Source organism: Peredibacter sp. HCB2-198 (assembly GCF_045999315.1).
GTDB lineage: Bacteria > Bdellovibrionota > Bacteriovoracia > Bacteriovoracales > Bacteriovoracaceae > Peredibacter.
In genome coordinates this window covers 3,120,246-3,136,100 of sequence record NZ_CP174607.1, presented here as the reverse complement: position 1 = coordinate 3,136,100, position 15,855 = coordinate 3,120,246, and the positions used below count along the sequence as shown (strand labels likewise).

At 44.0% G+C, this 15,855-nt stretch carries 12 protein-coding genes; 4 read left to right on the top strand and 8 right to left on the bottom strand.

Features of this window, described 5'->3' with window-relative positions; all coding sequences use genetic code 11:
* Positions 1–41: 41 nt before the first annotated feature.
* Both ACJVC5_RS15860 and ACJVC5_RS15855 read right to left on the bottom strand, forming a co-directional pair.
* A complete protein-coding gene (locus ACJVC5_RS15860) occupies positions 42–1,244 on the bottom strand; it encodes a class I SAM-dependent rRNA methyltransferase (protein WP_408096513.1) in 1,203 nt (400 codons plus the stop codon).
* Positions 1,241–2,164, bottom strand: a complete 924-nt coding sequence (locus ACJVC5_RS15855; RefSeq protein ID WP_408096512.1) for an SAM-dependent methyltransferase — start codon at positions 2,162–2,164, stop codon at positions 1,241–1,243. The genes ACJVC5_RS15860 and ACJVC5_RS15855 overlap by 4 nt, the downstream gene beginning before the upstream one ends.
* Before the next feature lie 45 nt (positions 2,165–2,209).
* Here ACJVC5_RS15855 and ACJVC5_RS15850 point away from each other — a divergent pair, with 45 nt between their 5' ends.
* Entirely contained in the window at positions 2,210–2,953 is a 744-nt protein-coding gene (locus tag ACJVC5_RS15850; protein ID WP_408096511.1) for a TrmH family RNA methyltransferase, read from the top strand.
* On the opposite strand, the gene ACJVC5_RS15845 is transcribed toward ACJVC5_RS15850, so the two are convergent.
* Genes ACJVC5_RS15845 through ACJVC5_RS15830 form a run of 4 tightly spaced genes read right to left on the bottom strand, consistent with a single transcriptional unit; the run spans position 2,950 to position 7,687 of the window.
* A complete protein-coding gene (locus ACJVC5_RS15845) occupies positions 2,950–4,845 on the bottom strand; it encodes a hypothetical protein (protein WP_408096510.1) in 1,896 nt (631 codons plus the stop codon). The genes ACJVC5_RS15850 and ACJVC5_RS15845 overlap by 4 nt on opposite strands.
* 57 nt (positions 4,846–4,902) lie before the next feature.
* Positions 4,903–5,784 carry a class I SAM-dependent methyltransferase gene (locus ACJVC5_RS15840; protein ID WP_408096509.1) on the bottom strand — a complete coding sequence of 294 codons (882 nt, stop codon included), beginning with the start codon at positions 5,782–5,784 and terminating at the stop codon, positions 4,903–4,905.
* Positions 5,781–6,458 carry an SIMPL domain-containing protein gene (locus ACJVC5_RS15835; RefSeq protein ID WP_408096508.1) on the bottom strand — a complete coding sequence of 226 codons (678 nt, stop codon included), beginning with the start codon at positions 6,456–6,458 and terminating at the stop codon, positions 5,781–5,783. Before ACJVC5_RS15835 ends, ACJVC5_RS15840 begins: the two co-directional genes overlap by 4 nt.
* Entirely contained in the window at positions 6,455–7,687 is a 1,233-nt protein-coding gene (locus ACJVC5_RS15830) for a hypothetical protein (protein ID WP_408096507.1), read from the bottom strand. Before ACJVC5_RS15830 ends, ACJVC5_RS15835 begins: the two co-directional genes overlap by 4 nt.
* 258 nt (positions 7,688–7,945) lie before the next feature.
* Here ACJVC5_RS15830 and htpX point away from each other — a divergent pair, with 258 nt between their 5' ends.
* Positions 7,946–8,839, top strand: a complete 894-nt coding sequence (htpX, locus tag ACJVC5_RS15825; RefSeq protein ID WP_408099248.1) for a protease HtpX — start codon at positions 7,946–7,948, stop codon at positions 8,837–8,839.
* Positions 8,840–9,008: 169 nt separating this feature from the next.
* A complete protein-coding gene (locus ACJVC5_RS15820; protein WP_408096506.1) occupies positions 9,009–10,673 on the top strand; it encodes a sensor histidine kinase in 1,665 nt (554 codons plus the stop codon).
* On the opposite strand, the gene ACJVC5_RS15815 is transcribed toward ACJVC5_RS15820, so the two are convergent.
* Both ACJVC5_RS15815 and ACJVC5_RS15810 read right to left on the bottom strand, forming a co-directional pair.
* Positions 10,670–11,620 (bottom strand): NAD(P)H-dependent flavin oxidoreductase, encoded by a 951-nt coding sequence (locus ACJVC5_RS15815; protein WP_408096505.1) that lies wholly within the window; start codon positions 11,618–11,620, stop codon positions 10,670–10,672. The two genes, ACJVC5_RS15820 and ACJVC5_RS15815, sit on opposite strands and share 4 nt — an antisense overlap.
* A gap of 4 nt (positions 11,621–11,624) precedes the next feature.
* The gene (locus ACJVC5_RS15810) at positions 11,625–12,455 is read right to left on the bottom strand and encodes a tRNA (5-methylaminomethyl-2-thiouridine)(34)-methyltransferase MnmD (protein ID WP_408099247.1); all 831 of its coding nucleotides are present in this window, start codon (positions 12,453–12,455) and stop codon (positions 11,625–11,627) included.
* 116 nt (positions 12,456–12,571) lie between these two features.
* On the opposite strand from ACJVC5_RS15810, the gene ACJVC5_RS15805 reads away from it, so the two are divergent.
* Entirely contained in the window at positions 12,572–15,589 is a 3,018-nt protein-coding gene (locus ACJVC5_RS15805) for a hypothetical protein (protein ID WP_408096504.1), read from the top strand.
* Positions 15,590–15,855 lie beyond the last annotated feature (266 nt).

Genomic DNA, 15,855 nt, shown 5'->3' with positions numbered 1-15,855 from the left:
GAGACCATGATTACATTGAAGCTAAAAACTTCGCAGCTTTATTAATCCTGAAAAACCTGAAGATAGACAAATTTCAAATAACGCATTTCAGGTAACGCGAAAGGGAAGGGATGATCTTCCGGCTGGCCCTTGATCAACAACACTTTTCCGCGACGACGAGACTTTGAAAGGGCCTCTTGAACGATCTCAAGAAAACTTTCAAAACTAATATGTCCCGAACAACTTGAAGCAGCAAAGAAACCACCGTCTTTTACCAATCTTAAAGAATCCGCAAATATCTTCGTATATGCCTCACGTGCCGATTCAACCGCCTTCTGATTCGGAGCAAAGCTAGGAGGATCCGTGATCACGATGTCCCATTGGCGCTTGGCCTTTTGGGCCTCGGCCACAAATTCAAATGCGTCTACACACAAGGCCTCGTGTTTTTCAGGGGACAATAAATTGATCTGCCAATTGACCTCAGATGCCTTAATCGCGTTGGGAGCGATGTCGACGGTCGTGACCCTAGAGGCACCACCAAGACCCGCATAAATCGAAAATCCGCCGGTATAACCGAAGAGATTAAGGAGCGACTTATCTTTTGAAACCGAACGAATAAAATTTCTGTTCTCTCGTTGATCTAAGAAAAAACCAGTTTTGGCCGCATCGATGATGTTCGTGCGGAACTTCACTCCGTGCTCAAGGAACTCTAGATCAGTCAAATTCTCGCATTCACCAGCGAGGATGAGACCCTTTTCTTCTTCGCGGTTCTTACGTTTAAAGTAAACGCACTTAACCGGAATATCAGTTTGCTGCATGAAAAATTCTGCGATTGCTTCTTTTTTCCAGAAGGCCTCGGCCGCGGCACCATCAAGTTTTAAAACCAATACGCCATCATAAAAATCGGCCACCATGCCTGGCAGCTCATCACCTTCGCCATTTAATAAACGAAAGCATTTATTCTCCAGCGACAACAAGTGCTTTTTATTTTCAATCGCCTGACGAAAACGTTTTTCAACGATCCCATCAGTAAATTTTTTATCGCCCAAGGTGAGCATACGAAACGAAAGATTAATATTGGGAGAGTAAAAGCCGTGGGCCAGGACCTCATTCTTGTGACTCATAAGAAGCACATAAGAACCTTCCGGTGCCTTGATCTTTTCAACCGCATCAGAAAACACCCAAGGGTTTCCGCGCTTAATATGTTTGGTTAAATCACGAGTGAGCTTTAAACGCTGTGTTTTATCAAAGGAAAAATATTTCACGAGTTAGCTCCTTTCAAAAACCACGTCACTTCGTGCTTATTGTGATGAAGGTGAACAATGCGAGAACCAGGAATCTCTAAAAACTTCAGGGTATTTTCCCAGTCAGTCTCTGCCTGATACTTAATGGTGCAAACAAAGTTTTTCACTTTGCCTGATTCACGAAAACGATTCACGAGATTTAATAATCTCTCCGGATAACAAATAATATCGGAACAGAACCAATCAATTTCTTCAAAGTTTTTTGGATCAAGACCGAAGGCACTCTCTTGTCTGAAATCAATGCGGCCCAGGTCCATAATACGTTTTTCAATCGGTGCTTTATCCACCGAATAGACTTTATCAAATTCCAAAGTACGAAGTACCCACGTCCAACCACCAGGACACGAACCAACATCAATACTCGTACCACCATGAATCGCTTCAGGTGCGTACACCGTGAAGAATTCCCAAAGTTTTAAATAAGCACGAGAAGGCGGCATTTCCTTGTCTTCCTGAAAATCCATCTCACCTAGAGCAAATGGCGAAGAAGTCTTCTGAGAGGCGAGCATTTGATCCGGCTCCCACAGGGTCCAAAATCCCATGGGCATTGAAGGCAGGGGATGGCGAAAAGGAATTGGCTTTTTATTTATTTTTGGAAGCTCATCCTGAATCAGTTGAGCACGACGGTGGTGACCCACGGTAAAGAGTCCCCAATTGCGACCCAGGGCCTTAAGCTTCTTGGCCCCATCGTTAATCGACGTAATATTAATAAACTCCAAATCGAAGGCCGTCATCTGGGCCCAAATCAGCTGCGGGTGCTGGCCCTCAACCAGGTATAAACGATCTTTCTTCATGGCCACTTTTAGACCACGAATCTCCAGCTCGCGCTCGAGCTCCGCCTCAAATTTATGAATGGCCAAATAACCTGTGTAAACTGTCATGGGTCTTCTATACACCAAGGGCCCCTTATGTTAAAAGAGCGCATTATGAAACATGCTAAAAAAAACCAGGAAACTAAGGTCTATGGCCGCAATGCCTGCCTTAAAGTCTTTGAAAAACGTCGTGAAGACATCGTTAGGGCCTATGTAAACCAGGATGGAGTGTTCTTATTTAAGGACCTCATGAAGTATCTGGCCGATCAAAAGCTTGCTTATCACATCGTGAATAACGAAGAAATTGAGGGCATTACTAAGGCCACTCACCATGAGGGAATCTGCCTTATTGTGAAGAACAAAGAGCTCCCTGAGCTTAAAACACTTCTTCACGCTAATCCTTACCGAACCCTGATTCTTGCCCTGGAAGAAGTTTCTAATCCGCATAATTTGGGTGCCATTATGAGATCGGCCGCGCACTTTGGAATCAGCGGAATCATTTATGAAGCGAAGGTTCCGGTGGCAAACTCTGGTGCGGCGATGAGAACCGCCGAAGGTGGAGCTGAAGTTGTTCCGGCGATTCAAGTGACTGATTGGGCCCACGTTTTTGATCTGGCGAAGAGAAACAATTTTAAAACACTCGCGACTTCATCTCATGATGGAGAGTCGATTTTTGATTATGAATTTCCTGAGAAGGGGATTCTCTTCCTAGGTGCTGAGGGCGAAGGCCTTTCAAGTACTATGATGAAGAAGATGAATAAGCTTCTTTCGATTCCTGGGACCGGTGAAGTGGAAAGTTTGAACGTCTCGAACGCCACAACTGCCATCCTGACTGAATGGTTTCGACAGGGCCTTTAATTCGCATTCAGGGCAAACTGAATAATCATCTCTTGCAGTTTGTCCTGGGCCATTTCTTTGCCCTGGTCTTTGGCCGCATCTAACACCTTATGCATAAGATGGTGGGACTCTTCCACACTTCTCGTTTGGGCCAGCGCGGTTTTTTGAAGCTGCATGAAACTAAATCCCGTTGAGGCGAATTCTTTGATGTATTGAACTTTGAGACTCATATACTCAGAGTAGTGTCGTCTTAAATTGGTCTCAGTTAAAAATTTTTGCGAGCCTTTCTTTGAGATCAAAATTTCGCGAGCAAATTTCTTTTCTTGTTGTGATCGGACAAATAGGTAAGTCCCAGTAGTGAGACCTTTGGCAATTCCCGCAGTGGCCAGAAGTACGGCCATCCCTTCCGGAGCACCAATCCCCGTGAGTGTAAGTCCGATCCCAATAATGGCCCCGCCCCATGTGACGACATTATCAGTTGCTTCACGTCGTTTAACGTCTTTATCAACTTCAATCACGGCCCGGGCGAAATGATTGATCCCTTGAGGAAAATGAACCAGGGCCTCGGCGGTGGCGGCCTGATTGGTTTGAATAAAATATTCAAGAGTGCGCTCAGAGGCATGGCGATCGTAACGGGCCTTTAAGATTTTTACATTCACCCGGGTCATGTACTGTTCAATGTTTTTTTCCGCCTCTTTTATGGCGTAACGAATAAGCTCGGCATCTTTTTTGACCGAGTCTGAAGTACAACGAAGGTTTGTCCCAGAAGGTTCATTAAAGTTATTCATCTCATTCATGGCATTGGTCAAAAATAAAATACCCAGATCTTGTTCCAGAATGGATTTTGAGAGAATTTCTTGGTTCTTCTTAGACAGTTTTCGGTGTTGGACATAACGAATGATATTTCTTCCGTCCGCGATCATTTCAAGGGCATGAGGTTTGGATTTATTGAGGTCCCAGATATAGCCGTTCTTCTTTAATGATGAGCAGAAATTCTGCGCCAGTTTTTCAAGGTTGCCCGAATCAATGACCTTCTTCATATTGTCAGCGTAGGTCATGGCCCCTTTGGTAAAATCACTTTTTTCTTTCAGCGTACAACCTTCGCAATTGGTGGCGATGAATCCGGCCACTTTATTTTCTGTCTGACTTCGGTTTAATTCACCGGTCAGATAGTAAAGACTCGCAATGGTCTTCGCACTATTGGCCGCGGCCCTGATCCCAATGCGATGATTGATCTGCATTTTCTCCGCCAGCTCCTGATTGAGGGCCCGAGTGGTGATCGGGGTGTACTTCATGAAAGTTTGAAGATCAGGATTGGTGGTCGTCTCATTTTTACTCGAAGGAAAAAGCTCTTCAAATGGAGTATGAGCGTCCATGGATAGAAGATCGCCGATTTTTTGCGACATTAAAAAAAAAGGCACATTACTTGTTCGGGATTTTCCCTGAACCACGCCGACCGAAACTTTGTTGGTGCGGATGTAGAAGCGTCCCTCCGTTCGAGGAGAGAAGTCTCCCAGGTGGCCAATCATACCAGTCGAGATATTGTTCCCGTATTCAGAAAGATTGTGTTTCTTCTTGAGGTTCTCAAGTCGTTGATAAAAAATTTCCTGATGGAGAGTGGTGTAGAACTCTGTTTGAAGATCATACCAGTCATCAGAGTAAAGTGATTGAATGGCAGTAGATCTTTGCAGGAAATGACGGTTTAAATCTTTGGTGGCAATCCCCAAATTTTTAGCGAGCATCTGCTCCATCATTCTGCGAGTAAAATCCAAGCTATCAAATCTTGTCTTAGGCGAGAGTATGGGATTTCTGGTCTCTTCCATGAGTGAGATTAAAGAGGCAGTTGTGGCCCGATCTTTGGCAGACGTATGGATCGAGAACGCACCCAAAAGAATGATAATAAAGACCTTCATGGTCTCGCTTATCGGATACCTGAGCGTATTGCTTTAATTTGAATTAAGTCCTCGAAACTACTTCTGATAGCTTCTAGCGGCCGCAAAGATTCCGGCTGGGAGGATGCGGGCATCATTCTGATGTTTTACACCTAGTTCGCTGGCCTCAATGTCCTTCCAGCGTTTGTCCCAGATGAGGTTTCTTAGGGCCTCAGGTTGAACTCCGTGAGTATGGCTCGATAGGAACAGAAAACTGTTCTCACGATTAATCACAGAAAGCATTCCATCCACTAATAAGTGAATGTGTTTTTCAAAGTCCCAAACTTCTTTTTTGACTCCATGGCCCCAGCTTGGAGGATCTGCGAGAATTCCGTCATACATGAAGTTCTTTTTAAATGAATGACGAATAAATTCTTGAGCGTCCCCTTGGACCCAACGGATAGCGTCCGCTTTGATCTTACTTTGCGCTTGAGATTCCTTGCCCCAATCGAGAACACCTTTAGAGCTGTCCACGTGGAAAACTTCGGCACCGGCCGCGGCCATCACGATACTGGCGCATCCAGTGTAACCAAAAAGGTTAACCACTTTTGGAGCGCGACCCAGTTTTTGTTTTAAGAATTTTACTTCTTCATAGAGCCATTGCCACACTGGAATCTGTTCGAAGAAAACACCACAGTGGCCAAATGAAGTGAATTTCAATCGGAACGAAAGTTGTCTTCCATCAATTTCAAATGGCAGAGATAGATTTTCAGCGGGCTCTTTTTTGTGTTCCCATTTTCCGCCGCCGTCTTTAGTGCGGATCACGTTGGACGTGACCTGGTTCCACTCAGAGTCTTTTAGCATCGGTTTCCAGATGGCCTGAGGGCTTGGGCGGTTTACTTTAATGCCTGAGATGATTTCAAGTTTACGGCCCAGACCAGAGTCCAGGAGTTGGTAGTGGGGAAGGTTTTGCGTAATCATTTAATTTTGAATGTGACCTGAATGTTAGTTGAATATTGTTGTGTCCCTGGCTCAACTTGAGTGGGAGCTGCATCCATAGACTTCATCATCGCGCGCTCCATGATAATGGGAACTGGACGAGGAATTTGTGGAACTTCATTTAAGTTAATAACGTCACCAATTTTAAAGCCAAGCTTTTTGGCGAGTTGCTGTGCCTTTCCGCGAGCGTCATCGGCCGCAACATCAAGACACTTTAAGTATTCTTTTTGAGACTTTTCCAGAGAGAGAAACGTTGCCAGTGATCCCACATTGATCACGCCAACTTTCGCGGCCGCCTGCATGGCCTCCCCGATTCTGGCGATCTCAGAAGTCGTGACCTCCAAAGAAAGTGTGGCACGGATCCCTTTATCAACGATTTTTTCTTTTTCGTACTCACGAACTGGAAACACATTATAGTTAGTGTTTTTGAGTTCAAGATCAGCGAGTTTGAGTTTTTTAATTTCTTCTTTCAGCTGATTCACTTGCTCGGTTGTTCTCTTTACAGCGTCTTTTTGATCTCGGGCCTGATTTTCGGCGGTAAAGGTGATGGCGCCACGATCAGGTGTCACCTTGATTTCGCAGTTCCCTTGAACCGAAATTTGAGGATCATCGGCCAGGGCCGCGACTGAAAATAAAAGAACAATGAAATACTTCATAGGATACCTCTAAGGGCCAGATCTTCAGCTGTAACAGGTGTCGCCTTATCGTCGATTTCCACGATGTAAAGGATCCCTTTGATTTTCACTTCGTTCTCATAAGAAGGACGAAGATCCATGGCCCTCATAATATCGTCAAGAAGTTCTCGCTGATCCTTATAAGTAATGGTCCCGTAAGTGTTTTCTCTCTGGGCGATACAGCCACTGGTTCTCATGAAAGGGAAGTACGGCGTTGTAGGATCTTTGTTGATCTTTCCAGTACCGTGAATACGGAAAAGGTTTCTTCCAGCGTCACGAGCAACTGTTGATGTTTTCCACCACTCTTGATCGTGAGAAGAAGCAGGAAGAAGAGATTTAAAAAGCACTTCGTCTTTTGATTTAGGCACAAAGTTCAGCATCATGCGACGGAACTTTCCGAATGAGATCTGCTGATCGGCCACTGGCATGACTGAATCAATGGTAAAAATACCGGCCGGTGTATTTCCGTTACGAGTATAGCTTGGAAGACCACGGGCCGAAGAGGCAAGAGATGGGTGACTCCAGATAGAGCCGTCATCGTTTCTTACCACTTCACCATGAATATTTCTCATGACCATAAGACATGGATACAAGCGGTTCTCACGGCAGAACATAAAAAGCTTAACGCTCTTTACATACTCACCGTTCATGTAAGTCGTGGCGTCCGGGGTTTTATGAAAAAGATCTTCAATCAGATCATCTGTGATTTCTTTACGACGAACTTCATCTTCGGCCAGATCGAAATACTCTGGATGAGTTTGCGCAAGTTCAATCACGTCGGTATGGCCCGCGGTAAGAATCTCTTTCTCATAAGCGGCCAGCGTATAGATGAGTTTAATCTCGACTTCAGGAGTACGAAGAACGTTTACGAGTTCATTCACAAGCTCGGTTGGAAGAGTCGTAGCGCGCTGGTATTTGATTTTAAGAATCGCCACACGAAGTTTTTCAACCAGTTCGTAGTGGTATGTTGTTATTGAGTCCAGAACCTCGGCGGCACCGGGAGTTTCCTCATCTAAAGCGTCCCAAAGAGCATCTACGAACAACGATTGGTCGTAGGCGATTAAACCCGTACGCTGATTGATTTCATTTTTTTGAATAAGATATTTGTAGTCTTGATAAAGGATTTCTTCCAGAACCTGATCTTGATGAGGAGTTGCCCAGGCCATTGGTAGAAATACGAACACAAATGCAAGCGACATCCAATGTTTCATGCGATAAGTCCTTTTAATAATTCGTGAGACTCAAAGCGTAACAACCCAGAGGGCAGTCGACAAGGAATTAAATGTGACTCACTCGGCCATTCGTTCCATGAAGGCCACATTTGTTCTACCTTCTGGCGAATTCCGCAATCAAGCCCACTTGCAAAGACCTGAGGCCTAATAATTCTAATACTCTAGGTTCACTAACCTTGACGTTCGATTAAAAAGTATTAACTTTAAACTGTTCCTTGGAACAATTTAACGGAGTTTATAATGTTTAAGCGTATTTTCTTATTCGTTCTCACTAACATTTTAGTGATGGTTTCTGTGTCTATTATCCTTTCGGTTCTAGGCGTTGGAAATTATCTCACAGCATCGGGAATTGATTATCAATCTCTCATGGTCTTCTGTTTGGTATGGGGTTTTGTAGGGTCGGGGATTTCTCTTCTGCTTTCAAAGTTCATGGCCAAGAGAATGATGGGTGTTGAGATCGTTGATGAACGTTCTCAATATGGTGACCTGGTTCGTAAAGTTCATCTTTTAGCAAAGCAAGCTGGTATCGAAAAAATGCCTGAGGTAGGTGTTTATCATTCTCCAGAGGTAAACGCTTTTGCTACTGGTCCAACTAAAAACAACGCCCTTGTGGCCGTATCGACTGGTCTCCTTCAACAGATGAACACTGAAGAAGTGGAAGGTGTGCTTGCTCACGAGGTTGCTCACGTTGCTAACGGTGACATGGTAACGATGGCCCTGGTTCAGGGTGTAGTGAACGCTTTTGTTATGTTCTTCGCTCGCGTTGCGGCCTTCGCTTTGTCACAGGCCATGAGTGGTGACAGAGATGATGATAGACCAGTAACAAGTGGTATGGGTTATCACCTAACCGTTATGGTTTGTGAGATCTTGTTCTCGTTCCTAGGTATGTTTGTTGTTGCCTACGTTTCAAGAATGCGTGAATACCGTGCTGACCAAGGCGGAGCTAAATATGCAGGTAAGCACAAAATGGTTGCCGCATTAAGACGCCTTCAACAAAAAATTGATATGGTAGATGATTCTCAAGACGCCATGAAGGCCATGAAAATTTCTTCAAAGAAAGGTTTCATGAACTTTCTTTCAACTCACCCGAGTCTTGAAGATCGAATCGCCGCTCTAGAACGTTCTTACTAAAGTTCAAGGGGCCATCGGGCCCCTTTTTTTTTTACAAAAATTAATACTTCATTAATGAATGGCCACATAAATCCCTCGTTATCGCCGGTCAGGGAATTCCTATTGATATTCAAGAGAAAATCAAGGAACCTTTTTTACAGGACTTTGAAGACGGATTACTGGCCAATACATGAGTAGACAGTTTGAACAATTTACCGAAAAAAGACTCATTGGAGAGTTAAGGGTCCGTAATAAACGACTGATGGTTCCTCACGCGGGCCTTCTTGTTTTAACCGTTCTCCTGCTTTTTAAAACTCACCAAACTCATCCCTTAACGATTGTTCCTTATTTCACCATTGTTCTTTCACTTCTGGCACGGGTCTACATTTGCAAGAAAAATGATCTCTCGCTGATTATAAATAAAAGTCTTTACTATAGTTTTTTGTTTTTCGTTGCCATGACTGGTATTAGCTGGTCCTGGATGTTTTGGCAGGTAGAAAGGATCCATGGATTTTTCGCAGTCGAGAGTCTTTACTGCCTGGGTGTGATTATCACTCTCATGGCCGGCGGGGTAACGGCCTTTGCTGCCTGTCTTACGGCCGCGTCGGTTTTTTTTATCTCCATTTCCGTCCTGCCGCTGATTTTCTTTTTTACTGATTCCAATCAGGTCTCTTTGATTCTTGGGGCCTTGTATCTCATCAATTCGATTTACCAGTATTATCACACCACCATTTCCCGCAGGTATTTAGTCGACTCCATTTTGAGTGAGGCCCGGGCCCTTCAACAAAAGGACGCTCTTCAACAATTCATTGATGCCATTCCTGGGATTGTAGGATTTGTTGATCGTGATGCGACTTACGTGATGCTGAATAACTACCTGGATGGGGCGGTAAAAAATAAAATTCTGGGAACAAAGGTTGGGGCCACTTTACCTAATAATCCTCTTTCAAAGCTGATTCTGGATTTTTTAAAAAGTGATGAAAAACACATTGTGAAAGAAATTTTTGCCGAAGATCTGACCGGTGAGAATTGGTACATGGTAAATCTAAAAAAAGTTTCTTCGCCCTTGGAAGGCATTCTTGCGGTGGTGTTACCGATCAATGATCTGGTGAAGGCCAAGAATGATTTAAGGATTCAAGAGGCCCGTTCTCAGTATGCCTCAAAACTCGCTTCCCTGGGAGAGTTATCGGCCGGAATTGCCCATGAAGTAAATAATCCGCTGACCATCATTGAAGGTGCCGCAAGCTTAATGAAGATCATCATTAAAGACACTCCTGAAGATGTTGCTTCATTAGACATGGCCGCGACCAAGATCATTGATACCTCTCAAAGAATCGCCAAAATTATTAAGTCTCTAAGGACCTTATCGGCCAACGCTGAAGAAGAGCCCTTCAAAAATGTTTCCTTCAATTCTGTCATTGAGCCCATCATTGAAATTAGTAAAGGAAAGCTTGATTCCGCAGGAATTAGACTTAGTGTCTTTAAGGCCGAGAGTGATGTGGCCCTCTTTGGTAATGAAATTCAACTGAGTCAGGTGATCATGAATCTGGTGGCCAACTCTATAGATGCGGTTCAAGTTCTAGAGGAAAAATGGATTGAGATTCACTATCAACCGAATTTTGAATGGTGTGATATTTTGGTTATTGATTCAGGAAAGGGAATTCCAGGAGAGCTTCACAGTAAGCTCATGGAGCCTTTCTACACCACCAAAGAACCTCATCAGGGAACAGGACTGGGCCTGTCGATTTCAAAGAACATTGTGGACATCCATCACGGTACAATAAGTATTGTTAAAGACGCCAAGAACACGACTTTCAGAGTGAGACTTCCTAGAATGGCCCCTTGGGGGAGTTAGAAAAAGCGTCCGTTTGTCGGAAGAGAGCGGCGTTGCTCTTCGATTAGTCTTTCCACTAATTCCGCAACTGTTGGTACATCTTTAATGAGACCAGAAATCTGGCCCACTTCAATTTCACCATCGTTCATATCACCCTCGAGCATGCCTTTTTTGGCCCGTCCATGGCCCAGGTGAGCTTCAAGTTCTTCCTTACTGGCCCCGGCATCTTCAAGTTTTTTAATTTCTTCAAAAAACTTATTTTTGTATAAACGCACCGGCACTGACTTTTTCATCATCAGCATGGTGCTGGCGGAATTTGAATTGATAATGGCATTTTTAAAATTGTCATGAGCACTTGATTCAACGGTGGCCACAAAACGGGTTCCCAGTTGAGCACCGGCCGCTCCTAGACACATGACCGCCGCTATAGCTCGTCCGTCTCCAATACCTCCGGCCGCGATGACGGGAATTTTCACTGCATCCACCACCTGTGGAATAAGGGTGAGAGTGGTGATTTCTTCACGTCCATTGTGACCACCGGCCTCAAAGCCCTCAGCAATAACAGCATCAACACCCGCAAGTTCGCACTTAAGAGCAAGTTCAGGACTTGAAGTCACGTGAATCACGGTACAACCCTGATCTTTTAACCAGGCCGTATAGGTCTTGGGAGATCCTGCTGACGAGATGATGGTTTTTATCCCATGTTTCAGGGCCACTTCCATTTGTTCTTTAGTTTTTTCATAGAGAAGGGGAACGTTCACTGCCAATCTCTCCGGATGATTAGTGAGAGATTTCGCTTTAAGGATATGATGTTCTAAAAGATCAGGCTTCATCGAGCCGGCCCCTACTACGCCGAGAATTCCCGCATTGGCCGAAGCGGCCGCAAGTTTTCCTCCTGACACCCAGACCATGCCGGCCTGAACGATGGGGTACTGAATTGGAAGTAAATCGCAGATGGTTTTTCGCATAGGTTTATTTTGTCAGAAATTCTTTAATGTTGCTATCAGAGAGCACTAACGCTGGTGAGCGTTCCATCTGGAGAATGATCTCCGGGTCTGTTTCTCCCGTCAATGTGGCCCGTGTGCTAGTGCGTTTAGGGCCAAACTTTTCACCTTTCTTAATTTTCCAACCTGAAGCAGCAAGGCTTTTTCTGATTGATGTGCTGGCCGAATAAGTTGAGAGGATCACCTCTTGATCAGCATGCTCTTTTAAAAATTGAAACCATTCAGAGGTCCAAAGAATCGGATTTCGTTTCGGAGAAAAAGCGTCTTGATAAATCGCATGCCATTTCACCGGTTGCTCTTTTACGTAGCGGGGGAGAGTCTCTCGTCCGTCTCCGGCAAGAATCGTAAGTTTGCATCCCAGAGATTCGGCCTCCAGGAGCTCGAGATCTCCAACTTTTTTCCAAGTTAAGTGTTTGAGAAAATCGTGGTCCGCAAATTTTTGACGAAACCATTCAAGGAGATTTTTATCAATCTCCATCGAAATGAAGTGCCACGGTTTATCAGTTCCAATGACTTCAAGAGTGGTAAGAAAACCCACGCCCAAACCGAACCCAACTTCTAAAATCACGAGGGGGAAAAACTCGCCAAGTTTGTTTTTAATCTGACAGCCTTCCACATAGTGAAGAAGAGTCTCCGCACGGGCCCCTGTCGTGGAATGACAGGCCTCTTGAAACGCCTCTGAGAAGAGCGTGAAAGAGCCGTCTTGAGTTTCAACAAGTGAGTGTCCAGGAGGGAGAATTCCATTTGTCATGGCCCAAGCATAGCTTAAGAAATCGCAATTGCCATCATTCATTGGCATAGTTTTCACTCTAAAAGTGTGATTTTTGGTCACCTTCCGTAGTTTCGAGGGGTTCCCCTTAGAATGATTAAGTATTAAGGGAAAACTGACGAAAAGCATGTGGGTAAAGGTGAATTATGAAAAGAGTATTTATGCATAAAATTGCGAGTCTCTCAATTTCCTGCCTCCTCGCTTTTTCGGCCAGTGCTGAAGTGATTGCTCCTCAATCGAAATTAACTTACGGCGATGTCGTAAGAAAACAATCAGAGGAGATGAATTGTGGTCGAGATTATGTAGGGACAACTGAATTGGCCGATCTGGCCGTTCAGTGTTGGGAGCAAAAGAAAACCGAAGCGACCCATCCGGGTCTTAGTCAGCGTGAGTATCTTGAATCAGATAAACTTATTTGCGATTGCCTAGGAAAGTCTCCTTATAAAGATATTAAAGATATTATGGCCAAAGGTAGCCGTGATAGAATGGCCCAAAATGCTGACGAGGCCCTAAAGTACTTTTATGAAAACATGGGTCTCGCCCAAAAAAGATTACAGGACCTTCAGAACGGGATGATGTTCCAGGCATCTATTTTATCCAAAGGTGATACAAGTTTCACCGAGGCCTATTCTCAGGGTCGCATGAGAAAAATCCTTGAAGATAGTTCTACAAATACTCCAGCTAAAGAAGAAAAAGTCGTCCAGCAAGTGTTGGCGATCAAAGGCAAGGCCCTTGATTCTCTAGCAGAGAAGTATGTTGAGAATAAAGGGCTGAACTCTCTTAAAGTATGGATAAATCCTGAAATGCGTCAGGACAAAGGCAGCCTGGTTAATGGTCTTAAAGAGGCGATGAATAATTTTGTATTACCACAGGCCGATATTACACTTTTAACTAACAAAGAAATGGCCCCGGGCCAATGTGTGAGTGCCCGTGAGTATCTTGCTTTTAAGCAGATCCCTAAGAGTGATTCGAGCTTCTTTACCCAATTAAAAGGATCTGAGTTTAGAATCGCAGACTGGGACTACAATCTTCTTGAAACAGAACTGCAGCGACTTAGCGATAGTGATCGTAAAACGAATGAAAGCAGAATTAGTGTCATTCGATCACGCATGGGATTTTTGAATCGCAATCCTATGATCAAAAACTTTTTTAACGTAAGTCTTCAATCAAATGAGGCCTACTTTAAAAGTGCCGGTCTGAGCAGTAAAGAACAAGCGGATGTCATCAACAATCCTGCATGGACACCACTTCAGGCCCATAAAGAGAAGCTTTTCAATATCATTAAAAATTTGGATCCATCAAAGAGAAAGAGTGTGGAAGAATTCCGTGAAAAATCCACTGCCTTTTTCTCTGATCCTCAAGTGGGTTACTTGACCAACCTTGAGGTGGAAAAATCTTACTACCGTGAGCTTGAGAAATTAAAAGATCCGAACAACCTAAAACCACCAAAGCTTCCTACAACTCAAAAAGGTCTTGAAGCATGGTTTGCTGATAAAACGGATTTACTGTCGCCTTCAGAATGTAAAGCAGGTGCAGTGGATGTCGCAAAATGTGTTGAGTCCTATGCCATGTATTGTTCAGTTCTGTCCGATGCTGAAAAACAAATGAAAGAAGAGGACATTGGGGCCGAAGATCTTACCTCGGATGTTACTTTTCAGAATCTGGACAACTTCGATCCTGACATAAATAAAAATCCTGATTTTAAACGTTTTAATGATAAGGCCTGTAACGCTCGTTGGGTCTCTCATACGCCTGGTAAGAGGCCTCTTAACTTTTTTGAGTACAAAAACGAATTCTGTAAAACAAATGCTGCCAATGAAGCCTGTAGAGCTAGGCCAAGCAACGAAAGTATGGTTAAACTTCGTCAGAGTTTCAGACAGGAATATACTGAAATTGAGCGCAGTGAAAATAAGCTCGCTGACAAACAAGAAATGGACGCATTAGAGAACGTAACTGAGGCCTATAACGCCAGTACAGGGATGAGTGAGTCAAACGCGAAGAGTGTTGCCAATAGTAAGAACTCATTGGAGCGCTCAAAGACTCTTTTAAATGAAATTACGGAACTTTTCGGTGGTAGCAGATCAAATTTGAAAGATGATGCTAATAACGAAGTCGTAAACGTTGTTCCGACTTCATCAGAGGGATCCACTTTCTCTAGCTTTGCCAGAGGGATGGAGAATCTTGCCAGTTCGATGGGTGGAGTTGCTGGTGTCGCTCCTGTAGAAGATGTGTCACCACAATTTTTGGGATCTTCGTCTATTACGCCTTCTGCGGCATCTACGGCCAATGATGATAAAAAGTTAACTGATGATGAGAAAGAAAGAATCCGTGCTGAGGCCCAGGAAGAAATCCTGAAATCTAAGAAGGAGATCGCTGCGGCAACAAGTGCGGCCCAAAGAGAAAGTCTTGAAGCTCGCATGAAAATGATGGAAGACCTTCTTGCCCAAAAAACTGAAAATGAGGCCAAGTATCAAAAACTGATTGAACAGTTAAGCAAGAAGACCAGCGAGCTTGCCGAAGCTGAGAATAAGGTCGCGGCCTCTACTAAGTCTGAAAAGGCAATAAGAAGACCCGCTTCAAATAATTTCCAGGCCAATCAAGACTTCGATAGTTTCGATAACCAAAGTAACCGTTCGCCTTCAAGCTATGGTGACTCTTCTTATGGTGGTACGGCCGGAGGAACGGCCGGTGGTTCAACGGGTGGCTCAGGTGGTAGTTCGGCCAGAGTGTCGTCCACAACTCGTGGTTCAAGCCGCGCGGCCGGTAACTTTAACACTGCTCTTTTAGAGGCCCAAGAGGCGAAGACCGGTAAAATTCAAAAATCATCTGATGGCATGATAGTGGTGGCAAGTGATGCGGAAACTCCTGTTCTTAAATCAATGGGGAACGCCGTTAATGGTGCCAGTGATTATGCGATTAATGTTCCTGCGGCCGACTATATGGGATTTGAATCTCAAAACGTTGAGACCCTAAAACGTTATCAAGAAAAAATCTTAAACAGCATGGACTCCAATCAACCAGTTCGCATGGTGGTTAAGTCTGATAAAAAAGAGCCTTTGGAATTCTACGTGGTAAAAGAAGGCAGTAAGCTCTTCTTTAAACCAGTGAGAAAATCAGGTGCCACACTTGAAGCACTCAAGATGGCCGTTAAGAAAAATCCTTAAATTGTCCGCAGAGAACTGGGGATTCTAACCGATATTTTTTCCCGATGTTGGATGGCAATAATTTTATTGCTTAGCTCCTCACTCCTTTGAATCCTGTAGAGTTAGTACTTCAAAAAACTGGCCTAGTTTTTTCATCAAACCGGGCCAATGTCTAAAAACCCTGGTCAATTACAATTGATCCCACCCTTTTGCCCCAATTCTCGATGCTTGTTTCATTTTGGAACAAATGAGAAGTTTTATGTAAAAAACGGTTGGACTAAAACTGA